We start from the raw sequence: 21,486 nt of genomic DNA, 5'->3' as shown, positions 1-21,486 counted from the left end.
CCTATTTTTCGGTGGCAGCAACAATCCAACAAGGAAGGTGATAGGATGGAACTCAACGGAAAAAAAATCCTGATTCTGGTGGAGACCTTCTACAACGAATTCGAATTCTGGTACCCTTACTACCGGCTCAAAGAGGCCGGGGCCGAGGTTACCGTGGTGGGATCGGGCAGCGCAGAGACCTACCACAGCAAGGCCGGTCTGCCCGCCAAAGTCGACACCACCGCCGACGCGGTTTCGGTTGAAGATTTCGACGGGGTCGTGATCCCCGGCGGATACGCCCCGGACCACATGCGCCGCTACCCGGCCATGGTAAACCTGGTCAAGGAATTCGACCGGGCCGGGAAACTGGTGGCGGCCATCTGCCACGCCGGCTGGATGCTGGCTTCCGCAGACATCGTGCGCGGCCGCAACTTGACCTCCTATTTCTCCATAAAGGACGACCTGGTCAACGCCGGCGGCGATTGGGTGGACGAGGAGGTCGTGATAGACGGCCGCCTGGTCACCAGCCGTACGCCGGACGATTTGCCGGCTTATATGAGGGCGATCATCGGATTATTGAAGGCTGAGGACTGAGGACGGAGGACTGAGGTCGGAGGTCAGAAGACAGAGGACTGAGGGAAGAGGGAAGAGGGAAGAGGGCGGCCGAAAGCCGCACGTTCAATTCCTCAATTCCTCAATCCCCCAATCCCTCAATTTAAATTGACCGCCTTTCCGACATCCGCCCTCTGACTTCCGATCTCCGTCTTCTTACCTTAGTCCCCCGACTTCTGACTCGAAAAACCAGGCTGCTGAAACAGCGGCTTCGGGTAGCTGTAGAACCCCGCCCCACTCTTTTTGCCCAGCCGGCCGTCATCGATGAGCACCTTTAAAAAGGCGGCGTTGGCAGCCAACTGGGCGTCGTCGGTAGCCTTGGCCCAGTAGTCGCTGATCTTCCAGACCGTGGTCAACCCAACGCTGTCCATCATGCCGAAGGGACCCATGGGCGCCTGCAGGACGCCCATCCAGGCCCGGTCGATATCTTCCACGGCAGCCACCCCCTTGGCGGCCAGGGTCAGCGCCGATTTAAACAGGTCGCTGAGCATGGCGTTGAAGACGTATCCGAAATTCTCCCGTTCCAGCAGAATGACGGTCTGATCGAGACGCCGGGCAAAGGCCTGCACCAGTTCCAGCGATTCCGGCGAAGTTCCGGGATGGGGCATGACATCCACCACGTCGGTGAGCTGGATGTCGTGGAAATGAAAAGCCAGAAAGCGGTCCGGACGCCCGGTGGCCTCGGCGAACATGGAGGGCACCAGGCTCGACGTGTTGGTGGTGAAGATGGTGCGCTCCGGACACAGGCGGTTGAACTGGCCAAAAATTTTGCCTTTCAGCGCCGGGTCCTCGGGCACCGATTCGGTGACGATGTCCGCCTTGGCAGCGGCGGCTTCGGCATCGCTGGTGTATGCCATGCGTGCCAGCAACGATTCTTTCTGTTCTTCTGCAAGGCGTTTTCTGGCAATAAACCGGTCGGCGAGCCGATCCACCCGCCGGCGGGCGGCGGCCAGGAAGTCGTCATTTACATCGTAGACGACCACATCGTATCCGTGCAGGGCGCATAGAAAACCGATCTGATGCCCCATGGTGCCGGCTCCAATTGCCAGAATTCGTTTGACGTCATCGATCTTCATGGGTTTCTCCTTTGGTCATTTTTCCCTGATACCGCTCTACAAGCAGTGGCAGAAAAGTTCTCAGGTCTTCGATCACAGCGAAGTGGGATTGGCGCAATATGGCTGCCGCATTGTCGGTATTGATTGCCACGATGGTCTGCGATTCTCGCATGCCGGCCAGATGCTGGGGGGCGCCGGAGATGCCGCAGGCCAGATAGAGGGTCGGGGCCACGGTGCGGCCGGTCTCCCCGATCTGCCGGGAGTGGGGCAGCCAGCCCAGGTCGCAGGCTCCCCGGGATCCGCCCACGGCCGAATTTTGGAATATGTCCGCTACCGCTTCCAGCGCACTGACCGCCTCGGCATCTCCCAAGCCGCGACCGCCTGCCACGACCACCCGGGCCTTTTCTAACGCCTGATCAGAGTGAGCGGATATTTCCATGGACTGGGGAATAAAACGGTCGCCCCCGCTTTCAAGTGTTCTGATTTCCACGGGTGGTGATGCCGCCGGTTGCGCGGCTGTCGAGCCGGAAAACAGCCCCGGCATGACGGTCAGAACCACCGGCGACCGGTCGGCCGATAGAGTTGCGTAAAAACGGCCACCGTGAATCGAGCGCTGTAAAACGACGGCTCCGGCGTTTTTCTCAACGGATTCCACCGCCGCAATGCAAGGAGACCCAAGGCGCCAGGCCAGGGTGGCCGCCGCCTGGCAGGCCCGCATGGTGTGGGGAAAGCAGATGCCCAAAGGGATGTATTCCTTCGCCAGCGACTCCAGACCCGAAGCGGCCAGGTGCGGGTTGGGATAGCGGCAGCGCTCGTTTTCCAGCGCGACGACGGGCAGCCTGGTCATTCGGGACCATTGGTCGGCGGATTTCCCGATTCGATATCCGATAAGTACCGCCACTGCCCGGCATTCCAACTGCTCGGCCAGCTTCAAGGCCTGTTGGCCAAGGCTCTTTGTACCGGTTGAAAGCTGGCCGTCGATGGTTTCGCCGACAATAAACAGAAGTTGATGATGCCTTGATTCTGAATTCTTCATCTCAGCCATCCTTTTTCGCTGAACAGCGACAGCAGCCTGTCCGCCTTTTCGGCCGGCGTCCCTTCGATGATCCGGCAGGCCGACACCGGCGGCGGGGGTGCCAGGCCTATCGTCCGGATGGCTCCGGAGCAGGCTTCAGGCATACCCGCTTCCACGCGCTGGATCGGCTGCTTGCGGGATCTCAAAGTATTGGAAAGCGTCGGGTATCGCGGCTGCCAGCCGCCGGTCTGCACCGTCACCAGGGCCGGCAGGGCCATACGGATTCGTTCGGACATACCGCCCTCCATTTCGCAGGAGACATCTATCGATCTGCTCGAGAAATCCAGGTCGATGGCCATGGCCGCCGCAGCGCACGGTCTGTCGAGTTCAGCGGCGATCATGGGGCCGGTGATTCCCTGCATGAGATCTTCGGAGATGGCGCCGGCAAGAATCAGGTCGTAACTTTTTCCCTCGGTATAGTGGGCGATTGTTGCTGCCACAGTCTCCGAAGACATGCATTCATCGGCTTCTAAAAGCAGATGGATTCCGGCATCGGCGCCCATGGCCATGGCCCGCCGGATGACCGGCCGGACAACTTCAGTCCCTGCCGAAATAGCGTCCACGGTGACCCGGGGATCCGCGTCCTTGATGGCCAATGCGGCCTCCAGCGCGCAGGCGTCATAGCTGTTCATGCACCAGGCGATGTCCGCTTGCACAATCCGGTTACCGTCGACCACCAGCTTTTGGCCGGAAGACATATCGGGGACCGCCTTGATGCACACCAGTATCGAAAATGCCATGGTTTCCTCATCGTGATGGTTGATTTCCCTATAGCCATAAAAATTCGCCTTGGCAATAAAAAAACGAACGTTCGTTATATTTTTATTGACAGCCGGGTGGCCGGATTCTATAGAGGGGCGAAACGAGCCAACATTTTTCACGGCACAACGGAAGATTCACGTAATGGGCACACTCTATCTGATTCGCCACGGCCAGGCCTCCTTCGGCGCCGCCGACTACGACGACCTGTCGGAATTGGGCCGCCGTCAGGCCCGGGTGCTGGGCCGATTTATGGCGGGCGCCGGCATCCGCTTCGATGCATGCTGGTCGGGGTCGCTGCGGCGGCAGCGGCAAACCGCCGCCGAAATGGCCGAAAGTTACCGACAGGCCGGTATTGCGATGCCCCGGCCTTCGGAAAACCCGGTGCTCGATGAGTACGACTACGAAACCGTTCTTCGCACCCTGATACCAATTATCCTGGAGGAGGACCCGGTTTTCGGTAAAGCGGTCGGTGATATGCTTTCGGACCGGCGGATCTTTCAAAACGTATTCGGCCGCGTAATGACCCGATGGGCATCGGGATGTGACCGCCTGGACGCCCTTCCTTCCTGGGAAGGTTTTTGCAGCCGGGCGGCCGCCGGCATCCAGGAAATGTTGAACGGCTGTCCTGGCGGCGGCCGTGTGGCGGTTTTTACTTCCGGCGGCCCCATCGCCGCCATGGTTGGCCGTGTGCTGGGATTGGCACCGGAAATGGCTATCGCACTTTCCTGGCAACTGGTCAACGCATCCATAACCCGTTTTAAATTCAGCCGGGGACGCACCGGCCTTGACACCTTCAACGAAAAGGGGCACCTGGCGCCGCCGGCCGGCGAAGGTCTGGTGACGTACCGTTGAACCCTACAACCTTCGATCAAAGGAGTCGATCCATGGATTTTGCCATCTCGGAAAGAATGCAGGTCATCCTGGAGATGATCAATGAATTCGTAGAAAAGGAACTGATCCCTCTTGAGCCGGAATTTCTCAACCACGAGTTCGTGGATCTTCTTCCGGTGCTGGAAGAAAAGCGCAGCATGGTCCGGAAGATGGAGCTGTGGGCACCCAACCACCCCAAAGCGTTGGGAGGCATGGGACTGGATCTGGTGGAGCACGGTCTGGTTTCCGAGGTGTTGGGGCGTTCTCCCATCGGGCACTACGTGTTCAACTGCCAGGCCCCTGATGCCGGCAACATCGAAATCCTGCATAAATACGCGGCCGAGGAACAGAAGGCCAAATGGCTCCAGCCGCTGGTGAACGGGCGGATTCGAAGCTGCTTTTCCATGACCGAGGTGGACATGCCGGGCTCCAATCCGGTGATGATGGAAACCACGGCCGAAAAAGACGGCGAAGACTACGTCATCAACGGACAGAAATGGTACACCACTTCGGCTGACGGCGCCGCGTTTGCCATTGTCATGGCCGTCACCAATCCCGAGGCGCCGCCCTACCTGCAGGCCAGCATGATCATCGTGCCCACCGACACGCCGGGCTTCAACCTGGTGCGCAACATTCCGGTGATGGGACATCGGGGCACCGATTACGCTTCCCATGGAGAAATTCTCTATCAGAACTGCCGGGTTCCCCAAAGCAACCTGCTGGGACCCGAGGGGCACGGCTTCGTCATCGCCCAGGAGCGTTTGGGCCCCGGACGCATTCACCACTGCATGCGCTGGCTGGGCATCGCCCAGCGATCCTTCGACCTGATGTGTCGACGGGCCAACACCCGCAAGATTTCTCCCGACGGACGGACCCTGGGATCCAAGCAGATCATCCAGGCCTGGATCGCCGAGTGCGCCGCCGAGATCCAGGCCGCCCGGCTGATGACCCTGCACGCGGCCTGGAAGATCGAAAAGGAAGGCGCCAAGGCAGCGCGGCACGAAATTTCCTTCATCAAATTCGTGGTGGCCAACACCATGCAGCGGGTCGTGGATCGGGCACTGCAGGTGCATGGGGGGTTGGGCATGACCGACGACACCGTGCTGGCCTATTTTTTCCGCCACGAGCGCGCCGCGCGCATATACGACGGTGCCGACGAGGTGCACAAGATGTCGGTGGCCCGCCATATCCTGCGGTCCCATGCCGAGGGCGGGATAAAGGCGGCGTTGAATCTGCCGGGATGAAAACGGTGGACAGAGATCCGTGAACGGTGAACTGAAAACTACAAGCCCAACAAGTCCAATGAACCCAATAAGCTCAAAGCTCAAAGGCGGCTATCCGCCATGAGCCATCAGCTAAGCCTATGAACCTCAAGGAATTCGAAAAGCGGGTAGCAGTCTCCACCGAGGACATCTGCCGCGAGATTTTTGCCAGCCGGGCCGCCACCATCCGCATCAAAAAGGAGAAAGTGGCGGTCGGAAACCTGGAGAAAATTTTCAAAGCGACCTTGAAACTGGCCAACCGCAAGGGTTTCCATGCCATGAGCCTGCGCGATCTGTGCGCTGAAAGCGGCATGTCCTCGGGCGGTCTGTACGCCTACTTCAAGAACAAGGAGGAGTTGCTGACCCTGATCCAGGAGCAGGGCCGGGCCATCGTCGCGCGGGTGATGACGGAAGAGCTGGTTCACGTGGATGATCCGGTCCTTGCCTTGGAAACCGCCGTGCGCAGCCACCTTTATTTATCGGAAGTTCTTCAACCGTGGTTTTTCTTCTCCTACATGGAAACTCGCTTTTTCCACGCCGAGGAGGGCAAGCGCGCCATTGCCGGGGAACTGCAGACCGAAGCCATCTTCGCGGATATCCTGAATCGCGGTGTCGAGCGGGGCGTCTTTGCCATCGATGGCCCACTTTTGGTCGCCGCCGCCATCAAAGCGCTGCTGCAGGACTGGTACCTGAAGCGCTGGAAATATCGCCAACGCGAGATTACGGTAGAAGCCTACGCGGATTTCGTCATTGCCATGATCCGTGCCTATTGCAAGAAAGGAACCCATGAGTACACGCACGAGTAAAATGGACCAGGCCCAGGCGGTGCGCCGGGGAGAATCCCTGGATGTGGATGCCGTCGCGACCTACCTGAAGGCGAACGTAAAGGATTTGGACGGTCCGGTAAGCATCCGTCAGTTTCACAGCGGCTATTCCAACCTGACCTACCTGGTTACCGTGGGGGCCACGGAACTGGTGCTGCGGCGTCCTCCCTTCGGGAAAAAAGCCCGCAGCGCCCACGACATGAACCGGGAATACCGCATCCTAAGGTCACTTGCCCCCGTATTTCCCTATGTTCCGTCGCCGCTGGCCTATTGCGATGATCCGGCGGTCATGGATGTGCCCTTTTACGTGATGGAACGACTGTCAGGTGTTATTTTGAGAAAAAACCTGCCCGAAGACCAGCAATTCGACGCAGCGTGGGCTGATCGCCTATGCCGGCGGTGGGTGGATGTGCTGGCCGAGCTTCACCGCCTTGACTACAAAAAGTGCGGCCTAGCGGAGTTGGGCAATCCCGCAGGCTATGTTTCCCGGCAGGTTCAGGGCTGGTCCGCAAGATATCGGGATGCCCGCACCGGCGACGTGCCGGACTTCGAAGCGGTCATGGCCTGGCTGGCGGCCAATATGCCCCAGGATCATCCCAAACCGGCGCTGATTCACAACGACTACAAGTTCGACAACGTGATTCTCGATCCCGCCGAACCGGGCAGAATCATTGGCGTGCTGGACTGGGAGATGGCCACCGTCGGCGATCCGTTGATGGATTTGGGCGCTTCTCTGGCATACTGGATCGAATCCGGTGACAACGAGGAATTCAAGCTGGTGGCGACGATGCCGACCGACGCTCTCGGCATGCTGACCCGACGGCAGATCGTGGCTTATTACGAAGAGAAGACCGGCATCGTTGTCGAGAACTTTGCTTGGTATTACTGCTTTGGGCTGTTCCGCCTGGCGGTGATCGCCCAACAGATCTACTACCGGTTTTACCACGGTCAGACTACCGACAAGCGCTTCGAAATGCTGGGACTGGCGGTGGGGATTCTGGAGAAGGCGGCATCAAGGGTTATGGTATCCAGTGAATACTAAGGGCTCGCGCAAAAACAACCTCACATTTTGAAAGCCGATGCATCTCAACCGCCTGCGTTGTGAAAATGCGACATATTCCCAATATGCCTTGCATTTTCACGTCTTGTTGGCTGGGTGCCTAAGCTACCAAATCTGCAAACTTATTTCTGCGCGAACCCTAAGGGAAAAAAGGAGTACGCATGGTATCATTCGATCTGGAAGAAAGAATTGCAATAGTGACCGGTGCCAGCCGGGGAATTGGCCGGGCCATCGCTGAGGCGCTGGCTGAATACGGGGCCGAGGCGATTCTGGTGAGCCGCAATCAGAAAAACCTGGAAACGGTCGCCGCCGGCATCCGTGAAAAGGGCGGCCGAGCCACCGCCATGGCCTGCAACATGGGTGATCTCGACGCAATCGGCGCGCTCTTCGAAAAGATCGACGAAAGGTGGGGAAGATTGGACATCCTGGTCAACAACGCCGCCACCAACCCATTTTTTGGCGAGTTGGCCGCCATCGACGAGAGCGCCTGGCAAAAGACGGTCGATGTAAACCTCAAAGGCCCTTTTTTCATGATCCAGAAGGCCATTCCGCTGATGAAGGCGGCCGGAAAGGCTTCGGTGGTGAATGTCTCGTCGGTCAACGGCATCCGGCCGGCCGCGTTTCAGGGAGTGTATTCCATCACCAAGGGGGCACTGATCACCATGACCCAGGCCTTTGCCAAGGAACTGGCCGGCCACAAAATTCGTGTCAACGCCCTTTTGCCCGGTTTCACGGATACCCAATTCTCATCCGTTCTCATGCAGAACAAGGAAATTTATCAAACCGTGGTTGCCCAGATCCCCTTGAAACGCCATGCGGAACCGGACGAAATGGCCGGCGCGGTGCTGTACCTGGTCTCCGATACGGCATCCTATACCACGGGGACCTGCATTACCTGCGATGGAGGATTGTTGGCCTGATCAGGGGATTGTACACTTTTTCTTTTAAAAGAAGCCGTTATGGTGTAACAAACAGGCGCCGTTGTGATCGTCAAAACCGGCTACCGGCGGTTTCTGTCAAAACTGTCGGTTGCTGTTTTGGTGACGATTTTGCGATTTTATTTCGAGAGGGGAATGCAAAACAGGTTAAGTTGCGTCAGGCAAGTGCCGAGATAAAGACGGATCTGTTGAGTAAAAAAGTGCCGGCGCCAGCAGATGCTCGAAGCATGTCCAAAAAGTTACCATTGCGCCGAAAGTCATTTATAGGAGGCTTCCATGACGGAAGAGAACCAGGACAGAACTAAAGTTCGCATCTATACCGATCAATTCATGATTATCGGCGATATTGCCATGTTCGCCGATTCCCGTTTGACCGACTTTATGGTCAGCGCCCACGATTTCATTGCGCTTACTGACGTAACGGTCAATACGCTGGACGGCAAAACATTGTTCAAGACGGCTTTTCTGAACGTTCAAAAAGAAAAAATAAATATTACCCTGCCCGAAAGTATGGTTGTACAGGACTAAGGGATCATGTCCGACCGAATGGCCGGCGTGCGCCACTCCCGGATCAGACGTGCTGAATCTTGATCTTGAGCATCATATCTCCACGAGTGCCGTCGCCCCGGGGGCGGCCGATCCCTTTCAGGCGCAGCACCTGCCCGTCTTCGATTCCCTGTGGCACGATGACGTTGAACAGACGATTTTGAATGCCCCAGGGGACGGTGATCAGCTTGCGGGCGCCAACCAGGGCCTCGTACTGGGTGATGATAAGGGTGCCGTAAAGATTGGCTTCCTCCCTGCCGCGGTTGGTCTTGACCACCTGGAAACGGTGGGAGTGTTTTCTTTCGGGACGCATGCGCTGGCTGATGCCTGCAGAGGGGATGCGGTCGAACAGCTTGAGAAAAAGAATGCCGCAAACGAATCCTCCGATGTGCGCCCACCAGGCGATCCCACCTGCCTGGCCTGAACTCCCCGCCGCGTTGAACAACTGCAGAACGAACCAGAGCCCCAGGAAAAAGAAGGCCGGAATCTCGACGAACCAGGGGATGAAGACAATGGGGATCAGGGTGAGGATGCGCGAACCGGGATAGAGAATGAAATAGGCTCCCATAACGCCGGCAATGGCCCCGCTGGCGCCGATGGTGGGGATGTTGGAGTGGGCATTGAACAGCAGATGGATCAGGCCGGAGGCCAGACCGCACAACAGATAGAAAACGATATAGCGGGCCGAACCCAGGCGGTCTTCCACATTATCGCCGAAAATAAAGAGCGACCACATGTTTCCAATCAGATGGATGAACCCGCCGTGAAGGAACATGAAGGTGAACAGGGACAGGATCTTCTGGCCCAGCGAGAAATAGGCCGACACCTGGGGCACGGTGAACTTGGCCGGCACCAGGCCGTAAAGGTAGACGAAATGGTCCTGGGCCTGCCCATGGGCCAACTGAACCAGAAAAAACACCACGTTGATGCCGATGATGGTGTTGTTGACGATCGGCACGGATTTGGACGGGGTGGTGTCGCGAATCGGAATCATGTTTTTATCGATTCAAAGATAATGCTTTTGGACTGCGTTATCGGTCGTCGCGGTATGTTGTAATACAGCTTCCTCCCTCTGGCCTTGCCAAATCCACTATCTTTGAATCGATTGCTGCAAGGCGCGTTGAGAAATCAGCTTTTTCAATTCGATTCGATCTTCATGCTCAGGTCCACGGCTACGGCCGAGTGGGTCAGGGCGCCCATGGAGATCAGGTCCACACCGGTGCGGGCCAGATCCGCAAGGCGCTCGCCGGTGACGTTGCCGGAAACTTCCACCAGAGCTTTTTTGTTGATCAACCTCACGGCCTGACCGATCTGGTCGAGGTCCATGTTGTCCAGCATAATGATGTCCGCTCCGGCGGCCAGGGCCGTTTCGACCTCTTCCATGCTGGAAGCCTCGACCTCCACCTTGACCAGGTGAGAAATCTCCCGCCGGACCTTTTTGACCGCATTGGCGATTCCGCCGCAGACGGCGATGTGGTTGTCCTTGATCAGCACACCGTCATACAGTCCCATGCGGTGGTTGTGGGCGCCGCCCATGCGCACGGAATATTTTTCCAGTTCCCGCCAGCCGGGTGTGGTCTTGCGGGTGTCCACCAGTTTTACGTTCGTTCCGGCGACCTTGGCCACCAAATCGTTGGCCTGAGTGGCGATGCCGGACATGCGCTGCAGAAAGTTCAGGGCGGTGCGTTCGCCCTTCAGCAGGGCTTTCAGAGACCCTTTTAGGGTGGCGACAGTGTTTCCCGAACGGACTTTTTGGCCGTCGGTGAAGCTTGCCGTGAATTCGATCTTGGGATCCAGCGTTTTGAAAACGGTTTCGGCTACCGCCAAACCTGCGATGACAAGGTCCTGTTTGGCCAAAAGGATTCCAAATCCGGACACCCCCGCTTCCACGAGGTTGTCCGTAGTGATATCGCCGGGCCCGATGTCTTCCCTGAGGGCCAGTTGGATCAGGTCTTCGATGGTGTGCATGGTGGTTTCCTATGCCAGCGTCGCATCGTCCATTCCTTCGGAATTCTCATGCGATACCGTCTTGTGGTTGAACGGAAGACGGAGGTCGGATGTCCGATCTCTGATTTCTGTCCTCCGACTTCGGACCTTACTCCATCATCGCCTTGATGCGTTCCAATGTGGCTTCCAATGCATGCTGTTTTTCAAGCTTGGCCGCATGTTTTTCTCGGACGCCGGCCACGACGTCGGCGGGGGCTTTGCCGAGAAAGTCCTCGTTGCCCAGCTTTTTGTTCATCCCGGCCAGTTCCTTGGTCAGTTTGCCGATCTCTTTTTCCAGGCGCGTCTGCTCCTGGGCAAAATCGATGATGCCCTCCAGCAGCACAAACACCGTGGCACCGCCAACCAGCACCGTGGCCGCTGCTTTGGGGCCTTCCATGGCCGCATCCACCGTCATCCCGTCGAGGCGGGCCAGGTTCTCGATCATCTCCCGGTTTCTTTCCACCACGAGGCCGGTTTCCGGATTTTCCGGTTTTACCGCCACGGTGAGGGCCGTGGAAGGGGAGATGTTCATTTCGCCGCGTACATTCCGGATGCCGGTGATCACCGCCATGACGGTCTGCATCTGCGTTTCCGCATCCGGATCGCTGCCCGGAATGACCCGGTCCGGCCAGGCCGCTTTCATGATGGAGCCCTCGGTTCCGGGCAGGGCATGCCAGATTTCTTCAGTGACAAAGGGTGCGAAAGGATGCAGCAGGATCAGGGCATCCCTGAAAACATGCCAGAGGACCGACAGGCTGGCGGTTTTGGCGGCAGTGCCCTCCTTGTCGTACAAGGTGGGTTTGATGGCCTCCAGATACCAGTCGCACAGCTCGTGCCAGACAAACTGGTACACTGCGCCGGCGGCTTCATTGAATTTGTATTCGTCCAGGGCCTGTTCCGTCTGTTTGACGACGCCATCTAAGCGGGAGACGATCCAGCGGTCCTGCAGGGAGAGGTTTTTCTCTTCAATGGCGTCAAAGCCTTTGTCCAGGTGCATCAACGAAAAGCGGGCGGCATTCCACAATTTGTTGATGAAATGGCGGTAGCCTTCCACTCTTTTTTCGCTCATCTTGACATCCCGGCCCTGGGCGGCAAAGGCGGCCAGGGTGAAGCGAAAGGCGTCGGTGCCGTAGTGGTCGATGACATTGAGCGGGTCGATGACATTGCCCTTGGATTTGCTCATCTTCTTGCCCTCTTCGTCGCGGACCAGGGCGTGCACGTATACATCGTGAAAGGGGATCTCTTTCATGAAGTGGATGCCCATCATCATCATGCGCGCAACCCAGAAGAAGAGGATGTCGAACCCGGTGACCAGCACCGAGGTGGGATAGTAGGTTTTGAGAAGAGGTGTTTCCTCCGGCCAACCCATGGTGGAAAAGGGCCACAAGGCCGAACTGAACCAGGTGTCCAGCACGTCGGTCTCCTGCACCAGGTCGGTGGAACCGCAGTCCGGGCAGATGTCCGGGGCATCCATGGCCACGATCATTTTGCGGCAGCCCTGGCAGGTCCAGGCCGGAATCTGATGCCCCCACCAGATCTGACGGGAGATGCACCAGTCGCGAATGTTGTACATCCACTCATAGTAGGTCTTCGTCCAGGACTCCGGTATGATTCGGGTTTTTCCGGTTTCCACCGCTTCGATGGCTTTTTGGGCCAGAGGCTTGGCCTTGACGAACCACTGCCTTGAGAGGTTGGGTTCGACCACGGTTTTACATCGATAGCAGTGCCCCACACTGTGGCGATGGGGTTCAATCCGTTCCAGCAGGCCCTCGGCCTTCAGGGCTTCCACCACTGCCTTGCGGCATTCGAAGCGGTCCAACCCCTTGAACCGACCGGCTTCTTCGGTCATGGTGCCGTCGTCGGCTATCACTTTGACACTGGGCAGACCGTGGCGGTTACCGATTTCAAAATCGTTGGGGTCATGGGCCGGAGTGACTTTCAAGGCGCCGGTGCCGGTGGACAGGTCCACGTAGGTATCCCGGATGATGGGGATCTCACGGTCCATCAGCGGCAGGATGACCGCCGTGGCGGACAGGTCGGCGTAGCGCTCGTCCTCCGGGTGGATGGCCACGGCCGTATCCCCCAGCATGGTCTCCGGACGGGTGGTGGCCACGGTGACCGACCCGCTGCCATCGGCATAGGGATAGCGGATGTGGTAGAAGTTGCCGTCCAGCTCTTCGTGCTCCACTTCCAGGTCGGACAGGGCCGTATGACAGCGGCAGCACCAGTTGATGATGTAGTCCCCCTGGTAGATCAATCCCTCGTCATAAAGCTGGACGAAGACTTTGCGCACCGCTTTCGAGAGCCCTTCGTCCATGGTGAAGCGCTCCCGATCCCAGTCGCAGGAGGCGCCCAGCCGCTTGAGCTGGTTGATGATGGCACTGCCGTACTGCTTGCGCCATTCCCACACCGACTCGATGAACTTCTCTCTTCCCAGCGCATGCCTGTCGGTGCCTTCGGCTGCCAGTTTTTTCTCCACCACGTTCTGCGTGGCGATGCCGGCGTGGTCCGTTCCCGGCATCCACAGGACGCTGTCGCCCTTCAGGCGGCGGTAGCGGCACATGATGTCCTGCATGGTGTTGTTCAGCGCATGCCCCATATGCAGAACGCCGGTGACATTGGGGGGCGGGATGACAATGGAATAGGGCTTCCGGATCGTGCTCTCATCCGCGGCGAACAGTTTTTCGTTTTCCCAGTAACTGTACCAGCGCTTTTCAACTTCTTCGGGGGAATAACTCTTGTCCAGTAAATCGCGACTCATGGGGATCGTGCTCCTTGTACAAAACGGCCCGGTAGCCGATACCAGGCCGCAAAAAAATGGAAAAGGGGATTAGTCGATAATCCCCAGTGTACGCTGTTTTATACTGATGCCAAAGGCGCGCCCGGCTACCCGGACATGCCGTCGCTGTCATCGAGCAGGGCAGTCTTGATTTTCTCGATTTCCCGTTTGACGGTTTTTTCGATGGTTTGAAGCATCAATTGTTCGATTTTTTCACCGTAAATCTTTTCGATTGTCCGTGTCAGGGCCGCTTCGATCTGTTCATCGGTAAGAGAGAGGGGTTCTTCGACCTCCGGCGTTTCAGGGGGTGTGGCCGGCACGAACATGGCACCACTGTCCGGTTCGTCGACCGTCGCACCCACCGGCTCAAAAGGTTCGGACGCTCCCGTTTCTTCGGCTGCCGGTTCCGCTTCAAAAAGGCTGAAGTCGGCATCGGGGCCTGCGGTTTCGGCAGCCTCCTCGGGTGTTTCGGAATCCACGGGTTTGTCCGTATCCTTCAGCAGCATGTCAGCCCTGCTTTCCAGATCCGGGAATTCGTCATCCGCCTCGTCTTCGGCAGCCTGGAGCTGGGCAATGTCGGCCGTTTCGAGCAGATCGATAACCTCCTCTTCCTCTTCTTCCGAATGGGGTTCTTCTATAGCCGTGGTGTCCGGGATTTCCGGCTCGTCTTGAATCATCTGGGGCTGGGGAGCCTCGGCGACTTCGAGCAGATCGATAACCTCCTCTTCCTCTTCTTCCGGCTGGGATTCTTCTATAGCTGTGGTGTCCGGGATTTCCGGCTCGTTTTGAACCATCTCGGGCTGGGGAGCCTCGGCGACCTCGAGCAGATCGATGACCTCTTCTTCCTCTTCGGCCGGTTGCTTTGATTCTTCCTGGGTCTGCTGGGAGGCTTCGTCTTCGGTTGCACTGATTTCGGTCTCGAGCGTAGTGGCCACGTCCATAAGGTCGATGATCCCATCATCCGGTTCGTCTTCGGATGCCTTGGAAGACGAATCGGCGGCAGGCGCTTCCGGCGCGGCGGTCATATCGGCCATATCGGTGAGGTCGATAATGTCGTCATCGATTTGTGCAGCGGGTTCAAGGGGCGCATCGGCCGGTACGGCATCTTCCGGAGGGGGCAGCGTTTCATCGTTATCCCCGTCCGTTGTCGGCGAGGGATCGGGCTGTTCCAGAACCTCGGTCAGGTCGATGATGTCATCGTTGGCCGCATCGTCAACTACATGGGTCAGGTCGATGATCTCATCGTCGTTCAGGTCGTTCTTGTTTTCCTGCTGCGGATCAGGCTTCTGGCGACCATCCATAGTTATCTCCCGTTCGCCTTGTTTGATGAAAACCCCTTTTTGCGGGTCGTTTCCGGCGGCCTTGCGATGGATTTCGAGGAAACCGGCAAAGCAGATATCAAAAAATTGTTACCACACGGCATCAAACCTGTCAACTTATTTGGATTCTTGATAAAAATCACAATCCGCCCCTTCTTGGAGTCGGCGGACCGGAAAAATTTCGATCAACGGGAGGGGCGTTGGCGATGAATCCTCACCGTGTCCCACGAATAAATGGCCAGCGCAATCCATATGAGTCCGAAGGTTACCGCCTGAATGCGGGTAAAGGGTTCATCGAACATGGTGATTCCCAAAAGGAGCATACCGGTCGGCGCTGTGTATTGAATGAAGCCCAGGGTCGCCAACGTGATGCGTTTGGCCCCCAGATTGAACAGCAGCAATGGAGTCGCCGTCAGAACCCCTGTGCCCATCAGCAGCAGATCGATATGACCGCCGGATCTCAAGAAAGCACCCGTATGGTTCTGGTGAAGGTGAAATACCCACAGGCCGGCAGGAACCGTGAGCAGCAGGGTTTCCACGGTCAGGCCGGCCAGAGGTCCGACGGCCGCCACTTTACGCACCAGCCCGTATAAGCCGAAGCTGAATGCCAAGGCCAGGGAGACCCAGGGAAAGACCCCGTAGCGGAAGGCGAGATTGAGTACGCCCAGTGTCGCCAGAGCTACGGCAACGGATTGAGCCCGCCGCAGCCGTTCGCCCAGAAAGATCATTCCCAGGACGATGTTGACCAGCGGGTTGATGTAGTAGCCCAAACTGGCCTGGAGCACGCGGCCGTTGTTGACTGCCCAGATGTAGATCAACCAGTTGGCACCCACCAGAATCGATGTGACCAGCAAAATGCCCATGATTCGAGGGCGCTTCAACGCGTTTTTAAAATCGTTCCACTGCCGGCCGAACCACACCAGCGGCATGAGAAAGGCAAATGACCAGATCACCCGATGGAGGATGATTTCCAGGGCGTCCACCTGGCCAAGGGCCTTCCAGTAAACGGGGCTCAACCCCCAGATGAGGAACGCAAAAAAGGCAAACAAAACACCGGCCGGCGATTGGCGGTCTGGGGTTGAAGGGATTTCGGGCATCGGCGTCTCTTTTCATTTCCATCAAGAAGGACAAAGGTCTCCTTTTACCAGAAACCGGATGGCGGTCAAGAGACGATTCATCGCCAAACGCACTTGCCCTGCATCAATCGATCCGTCAGCGTCACGACGGATTTGTCCTTCCGCGTTTTTTAGGATAAGATCGCCTTTGTTCATACCAGAGGGACAATGTCCCCAAGGTTTGTATCCGCCGCCAACCAGATGGGAGCGAAACAGTCATGAGTAACAGCAACGAACGGGTAAACGGTTTTGTCGTCGTTTTACTGGTGGTCTTTATTTCAGCCGTTTTTCTTTCCATGATCCGGTCTTTTCTGATGGCGATTTTTCTGGCCGGTATCTTTGCGGCCCTGACCCGGCCCATCTATCATTGGCTGGAAACGGCGCTTAAGGGAAGGCGCAGTCTGGCCTCGGTGCTTACGCTGGTGCTGATCGTCATCGTGGTCGTGGTGCCGTTGGGCGTTCTCACGGGGGTTGTCACCGGTCAGGCCATCAAGGTCAGCCAGTCGGCCGTTCCCTGGGTGAAAACCCAAATCAACCAGCCCGGCGGGATCAACCATTTTCTGGAAACCATTCCCTACTACGATAAGATCGCCCCGCACAGCGAATTGATCCTGCGCAAGGCCGGCGAACTGGTGGGCGGCATCAGCCAGTTTCTGGTCAACAACCTCTCGTCAGCGGCCGTCGGCGCCGTCAACCTGCTTTTCATGCTCTTCGTCTGGCTCTACACCATGTATTTCTTTTTGATGGACGGAGAGAAACTGCTGGAGAAAATACTCTACTACCTTCCCCTACAGGACAAGGAGGAGCAGCAGATGCTGGAACGGTTCACCTCGGTGACCCGGGCGACATTGAAAGGCACCGCGGTCATCGGTATTCTCCAGGGGGGGCTGGCCGGTCTGGCTTTCTGGGCGGTGGGTATTCCAAGTGCCACCTTCTGGGGGGTGATCATGGTGGTGCTCTCCATCATTCCCAGCGTCGGAACGGCCGTTGTCTGGCTGCCTGCCGCGGCAATATTGGGATTCGGGGGCGCCATCGGCAAGGCCGTGGGCCTGCTGGTCTTCTGCGGTCTGGTCGTCGGCAGCCTGGACAATCTGTTGCGGCCCATTCTGGTGGGCAAAGATACCCAGATGCACGAGCTGATGATTTTCTTCGGCACCATGGGCGGCATTTTCATGTTCGGGATGGTGGGCGTGATCATCGGTCCGATCATCGCGGCCCTGTTCGTGACCATCTGGGAGATTTACGGGCAGGCCTTTGCCCATATCCTGCCGGATACCGGATATATTTTGCGCAAAAAGCAGGAGCAGGCCGAGGACGTTTCAGATAGAGAATAATCGCAGTGCCTGGTTTAACGGCCATGGCCCGCAATCCTTTCCGCGGCCAGGATGAAAGCGCTGCTATATGAGCGATTTGAGCCTTTTTAACCGTTTTCCCGTTTCGGCCAGAATTTCCTCGGACCGCGAGAAGTGCAGCCGGATGAGGTGGTTCACCGGTTCGTGGAAGAAGCTGGAGCCGGGGACGGCTGCCACGCCCACCTTCTCTGCCATCCAGCGACAGAATTCGTTGTCGTCGGCCACGCCGAATTCGCTGCAGTCCACCATCACATAATAAGCACCCTGGGGTTGGGTATAAGCCAGTCCGGCTTCGTCCAGGTATCCCAGAAACAGATCCCGCTTGCGGGTGTAGTCCGCCGTGAGATTCTCGTAATAGCTCAAGGGAAGTTCCAGGGCGGTCACGGCCGCCTCCTGAAGGGGGGCCGCGGCGCCGACGGTGAGAAAATCGTGCACCTTGCGGGCCCCTGCGATCACAGCTTCCGGGCCGATTACATATCCCAGGCGCCAGCCGGTCATGTTGTAGGTTTTGGACAGGGAACTGCACGAAATGGTGCGTTCGAACATGCCCGGCAAGGCGGCCATGTAATGGTGGCGGTAGGGCGGGTAGACGATGTGTTCGTAAACCTCGTCCGTGATGACGAAGGCGTCGAACTCCCTGGCCAGGTCGGCGATGGTCTGCAGCTCTTCGAGGGAGAATACTTTCCCTGAGGGATTGGACGGGTTGCACAACACGATGGCCTTGGGGCCCTTTTCGAAAGCCGTGCGCAATTGGGCCGGCTCGAAATTGAAATCCGGGGGGTGCAGAGGTACATAGATCGGTTCGGCCCCGCTGAGGATCGTGTCAGCGCCGTAATTCTCGTAATAGGGAGAAAAGACGATCACCTTGTCGCCGGGATTGCAGGCCGTCATCATGGCCGTCATCATGGCTTCGGTGCTGCCGCAGGTAACCACCACATGGGCGTCGGCGTCCAGGTCGATTCCCATCCAGTGCCGCTGCTTGTCCACAAGGGCCTTGCGAAAGCGCGGCGCCCCCCAGGTGATGGCGTACTGATGCGGCCCCTCGGCCATGGCGCGTTTCCCGGCGGCCAGCACCTCGGCCGGCGGATCGGCGTCGGGAAACCCCTGGGAGAGGTTGATGGCGTCATATTGATTGGCCACGCGGGTCATCTCACGGATGACGGACTCGGTAAAGCGGGTCAGACGTTCGGCGGTTTTCGGCATGGGTGTTCCTTATGGGTTGCGTCGTCAAATTTCTCGATGGACAATCCTCCCGCCGAAAACCGTCATATCGACCCGGGTTTCGGAGATTCGGGAGGGCTCAATTTCAAGAATATTCTCGCTGAGAACTACCAGGTCGGATTTTTTCCCCGGTGCGATCACGCCCAGATCGTTAGCCTGGTGGACCTTCGCCGGCGTGGCGGTATAGGCAGCCAGGGCCTCGGCCACGGTAATCCGCTCTTCCGGGTGCCAGCCGGATTGCGGGGTGCCGTCGCTGCGCTGCCGGGTGGCCGCGGCGTGGATGGCCGGCAGCGGTGCCGGGTCGCATACCGGGCAGTCCGAGCTGAACATGACCGGGGCACCGGTGTCCAGCAGGCGGCGAAAGGCATAGCACCAGCGGCCTTTTTCACCCACGGCTGCATCGATGAGGTTCATGTCCAAAACCATATTGGAAGGCGTCACGCACAGGGCCAGATGCAAGCGGCCCAGGCGGTCGGCATCTTCGGGGCGGATCATCTGGACGTGCTCGATCCGGTGGGAAATGGCCGGTCGCGGGCGTCCGGAACGGTTCCGTCGGGATTCGAGATTTTCGAACAGGTCGATCAGTTCGCGGTTGGCCCGGTCGCCCACTGCATGAATCATCACCGAGAGACCGGCCGCGTCGGCCCGGTCCACATCGTTGGCAAGGCAGTCCATATCCATCAGGGGCATCCCGCATTCGGCATCTAAAAAGGGATCGATCATCCAGGCCGTGCGGGCGCCCATGCCGCCGTCCGAGAAATACTTCACGTGGCCGATGCGCAGCCGGTCGCCGCCGAATCCCGTGCGCAGGCCCAGACCGATAATGGCGTCCAACTGCTCGCCCGGCAGGCTCACCCAGGAGCGCAATGCCAAGTCGCCGGTGGCATCCATTTTCTGGAAGGTCTGCAGGGCGCTGACGCCGTCCTTGTCGTTCATCAGCCGGACATCGACGATGCCGGTAACGCCCCGACGATGCAGGGCGCCGGTGGCGTCTGCAAAGGCCCGCATGATTTGATCGGAATCCGGCGGGGCCACGGCATCGCGGGCCAGATTGATGGCCAGTTCCCGCAGGATGCCGGTGGGGTTACCCGCGGCATCGCGCTCGATCCGGCCCTCCGGGGGATCAGGGGTGTCGGCATCGATTCCGGCCAGTTTCAGGGCCGGCGAGTTGGCCGCCGCCAGGTGCAGGTCGCAGCGCCACAGCAGCACGGGATGATCGGGCGCGGCCTTGTCCAGCACATCGCGGGTGGGCATGCGCGGCGCCGTCCAGTCGGTTTCGTTCCAACCCTGGCCCATGATCCACCGGCCGGTCGGCTGATTTGCGGCCGCCTGCTGCAACCGCGAAGCCAGATCCTCGATGCAGGTGAGGTCATCCAGCCTGAGGCCCTGGCGGTTGAGGGCCCATTCATAAAAATGAATATGGGTGTCGATGAATCCCGGCACCACCAGACGGCCGTCAAGATCGATCTTTTCGGTACCGGCTCCGGCCAGTTTCAGGATGTCGTTGTCTTCTCCAACGGCCAGGATTCGACCGTTTCCGACGGCTACGGCCTGGGCGAAGGGCTGCCCGGAATTTTGGGTGGCGATGGCGCCGTTGAAGAAAATGAGGTCAGGTGAGAAGAGGGGGGAAGGCATACCGACTTCTTTCTTTTCGTTAGTGCAAAAGGGTCCGAAGGCTATTTTCCGTTACAACAAAAACCCTTCGGGGAACGGATCGGCATCGTCCACCACAAACTGGTGGTAGCCGGTAATCTGGGCGTTGCCTCGGATCTGACCCACGATGCCGTCGAATTGGCCGATGGCCACTTTCTTTACGATCCGTCCTTCGAACACCGTACCGAGGGGGCCGGCATTGCGGTAAGTCTCTCCGGGATCGAGCTTGCCGTGGTGGTTCAGCAGGGTCATCTTGGCCGTGGTGCCGGTGCCGCAGGGCGAGCGGTCCATGTGAGATTCGCCGTAGATCACCACACCCCGGCCGTTTCCGGTCTGCGGGTCCTCGTCGTAGAATTCGGTGACATCCACCGTGGTCACTTCCGGCCGCTCGGGGTGGACCACATTGACGGATCGGTTGGCGGCGTCGATGATGTCCATTCCCAGGGATACCAATCGGCCCCTGTTGGCCGGTATCAGATCGATGCCGATCTTGCGGGCCGAAACCATGGCGAAAAAACCGCCCACGCAGACCAGGTCGACGGGAACCGTGCCGAATCCGGGGACATCGATGCTTCGATCCGTTTCCAGAACGAACGAGGGCACCATGTCGATGGCCACGGATTCCACATGCCCTTCACGGATGCGGGTATGGGCATCCAGCGGCCCGGAGGGGGTGTCTACCGTGATCACCGTGTCGCCCTCTTCGGCTTTCAATGCCCCGACTTCGATCAGGGTGGCAACGGCCCCGATGGTGGCATGGCCGCACAGGTAGGGATAGCGCCGGGCATCCATGTAGAAGAGACCGAAAGCGCCGTTGTCGCTGACCGGTTCGGTCACCACCGCCGCCATGATCCCACGGTGCCCGCGGGGTTCGCGGGTCAGCAACTTGCGAACATGGTCGAAACGGGCTTCGAAATGGCTGCGTTTGTCCTTCATCGTGGGGCCGGGCAGGCTTCCTATGCCGCCTACCAGCAGCCGGGTGGGTTCTCCCTGGGTGTAGGAATCGATGGTGACGATGCGGTCACCATAACGCTCGGAAAATCCTTTTTCGAGGCCTTCCAGTGTAAGCATCGTTTGG

Annotated in this window: 19 protein-coding genes; 8 read left to right on the top strand and 11 right to left on the bottom strand. The window is 58.3% G+C overall.

What is annotated here, in order from left to right; all coding sequences use genetic code 11:
- Positions 1–45 precede the first annotated feature (45 nt).
- Positions 46–573, top strand: a complete 528-nt coding sequence (locus GN111_RS10325; RefSeq protein WP_155303683.1) for a type 1 glutamine amidotransferase domain-containing protein — start codon at positions 46–48, stop codon at positions 571–573.
- A gap of 179 nt (positions 574–752) precedes the next feature.
- On the opposite strand, the gene GN111_RS10320 is transcribed toward GN111_RS10325, so the two are convergent.
- From GN111_RS10320 to GN111_RS10310, 3 genes are read right to left on the bottom strand one after another with little or no spacing between them, the layout of a single operon-like run.
- Positions 753–1,667, bottom strand: coding sequence for a 3-hydroxyacyl-CoA dehydrogenase (locus GN111_RS10320; protein WP_155303682.1), 915 nt, complete (start codon positions 1,665–1,667; stop codon positions 753–755).
- Positions 1,654–2,682, bottom strand: a complete 1,029-nt coding sequence (locus GN111_RS10315) for an electron transfer flavoprotein subunit alpha/FixB family protein (protein WP_170302210.1) — start codon at positions 2,680–2,682, stop codon at positions 1,654–1,656. The genes GN111_RS10320 and GN111_RS10315 overlap by 14 nt, the downstream gene beginning before the upstream one ends.
- Complete coding sequence (locus GN111_RS10310) at positions 2,679–3,461, bottom strand: electron transfer flavoprotein subunit beta/FixA family protein (RefSeq protein WP_155303680.1); 783 nt, start codon at positions 3,459–3,461, stop codon at positions 2,679–2,681. The genes GN111_RS10315 and GN111_RS10310 overlap by 4 nt, the downstream gene beginning before the upstream one ends.
- Positions 3,462–3,624: 163 nt before the next feature.
- Here GN111_RS10310 and GN111_RS10305 point away from each other — a divergent pair, with 163 nt between their 5' ends.
- From GN111_RS10305 to GN111_RS10280, 6 genes are all read left to right on the top strand, one after another.
- Positions 3,625–4,335, top strand: a complete 711-nt coding sequence (locus tag GN111_RS10305) for a histidine phosphatase family protein (RefSeq protein WP_155303679.1) — start codon at positions 3,625–3,627, stop codon at positions 4,333–4,335.
- A 32-nt stretch (positions 4,336–4,367) separates the two neighbouring features.
- A complete protein-coding gene (locus tag GN111_RS10300; protein ID WP_155303678.1) occupies positions 4,368–5,597 on the top strand; it encodes an acyl-CoA dehydrogenase family protein in 1,230 nt (409 codons plus the stop codon).
- 119 nt (positions 5,598–5,716) lie between these two features.
- A complete protein-coding gene (locus GN111_RS10295; RefSeq protein WP_155303677.1) occupies positions 5,717–6,421 on the top strand; it encodes a TetR/AcrR family transcriptional regulator in 705 nt (234 codons plus the stop codon).
- Positions 6,402–7,481, top strand: a complete 1,080-nt coding sequence (locus tag GN111_RS10290) for a phosphotransferase family protein (RefSeq protein WP_231715715.1) — start codon at positions 6,402–6,404, stop codon at positions 7,479–7,481. The genes GN111_RS10295 and GN111_RS10290 overlap by 20 nt, the downstream gene beginning before the upstream one ends.
- A 179-nt stretch (positions 7,482–7,660) precedes the next feature.
- Positions 7,661–8,419 carry an SDR family oxidoreductase gene (locus tag GN111_RS10285; RefSeq protein WP_155303676.1) on the top strand — a complete coding sequence of 253 codons (759 nt, stop codon included), beginning with the start codon at positions 7,661–7,663 and terminating at the stop codon, positions 8,417–8,419.
- 294 nt (positions 8,420–8,713) lie between these two features.
- A complete protein-coding gene (locus GN111_RS10280; RefSeq protein WP_155303675.1) occupies positions 8,714–8,965 on the top strand; it encodes a DUF6812 domain-containing protein in 252 nt (83 codons plus the stop codon).
- Between the two features lie 43 nt (positions 8,966–9,008).
- On the opposite strand, the gene GN111_RS10275 is transcribed toward GN111_RS10280, so the two are convergent.
- The 5 genes from GN111_RS10275 to rarD all read right to left on the bottom strand — a co-directional run bounded on the left by GN111_RS10275 (position 9,009) and on the right by rarD (position 16,164).
- Complete coding sequence (locus tag GN111_RS10275; RefSeq protein ID WP_155303674.1) at positions 9,009–9,977, bottom strand: rhomboid family intramembrane serine protease; 969 nt, start codon at positions 9,975–9,977, stop codon at positions 9,009–9,011.
- Positions 9,978–10,120: 143 nt separating this feature from the next.
- Positions 10,121–10,951 (bottom strand): carboxylating nicotinate-nucleotide diphosphorylase, encoded by an 831-nt coding sequence (gene nadC / locus GN111_RS10270; RefSeq protein WP_155303673.1) that lies wholly within the window; start codon positions 10,949–10,951, stop codon positions 10,121–10,123.
- A 127-nt stretch (positions 10,952–11,078) separates the two neighbouring features.
- Positions 11,079–13,730 (bottom strand): valine--tRNA ligase, encoded by a 2,652-nt coding sequence (locus GN111_RS10265; protein WP_155303672.1) that lies wholly within the window; start codon positions 13,728–13,730, stop codon positions 11,079–11,081.
- A gap of 125 nt (positions 13,731–13,855) precedes the next feature.
- Positions 13,856–15,049 (bottom strand): hypothetical protein, encoded by a 1,194-nt coding sequence (locus GN111_RS10260; RefSeq protein WP_155303671.1) that lies wholly within the window; start codon positions 15,047–15,049, stop codon positions 13,856–13,858.
- 203 nt (positions 15,050–15,252) lie between these two features.
- The gene (rarD, locus tag GN111_RS10255; RefSeq protein WP_155303670.1) at positions 15,253–16,164 is read right to left on the bottom strand and encodes an EamA family transporter RarD; all 912 of its coding nucleotides are present in this window, start codon (positions 16,162–16,164) and stop codon (positions 15,253–15,255) included.
- A gap of 236 nt (positions 16,165–16,400) precedes the next feature.
- On the opposite strand from rarD, the gene GN111_RS10250 reads away from it, so the two are divergent.
- Complete coding sequence (locus GN111_RS10250; protein ID WP_155303669.1) at positions 16,401–17,516, top strand: AI-2E family transporter; 1,116 nt, start codon at positions 16,401–16,403, stop codon at positions 17,514–17,516.
- Between the two features lie 63 nt (positions 17,517–17,579).
- On the opposite strand, the gene GN111_RS10245 is transcribed toward GN111_RS10250, so the two are convergent.
- Genes GN111_RS10245 through GN111_RS10235 form a run of 3 tightly spaced genes read right to left on the bottom strand, consistent with a single transcriptional unit; the run spans position 17,580 to position 21,479 of the window.
- Positions 17,580–18,737 carry a pyridoxal phosphate-dependent aminotransferase gene (locus GN111_RS10245; protein ID WP_155303668.1) on the bottom strand — a complete coding sequence of 386 codons (1,158 nt, stop codon included), beginning with the start codon at positions 18,735–18,737 and terminating at the stop codon, positions 17,580–17,582.
- A gap of 24 nt (positions 18,738–18,761) precedes the next feature.
- Entirely contained in the window at positions 18,762–20,390 is a 1,629-nt protein-coding gene (locus tag GN111_RS10240) for an amidohydrolase (protein ID WP_155303667.1), read from the bottom strand.
- 51 nt (positions 20,391–20,441) lie between these two features.
- Positions 20,442–21,479 (bottom strand): proline racemase family protein, encoded by a 1,038-nt coding sequence (locus tag GN111_RS10235; RefSeq protein WP_155303666.1) that lies wholly within the window; start codon positions 21,477–21,479, stop codon positions 20,442–20,444.
- Positions 21,480–21,486: the final 7 nt, after the last annotated feature.

Source organism: Desulfosarcina widdelii (genome assembly GCF_009688965.1).
GTDB lineage: Bacteria > Desulfobacterota > Desulfobacteria > Desulfobacterales > Desulfosarcinaceae > Desulfosarcina > Desulfosarcina widdelii.
This window is presented reverse-complemented; position numbering and strand designations above follow the sequence as displayed.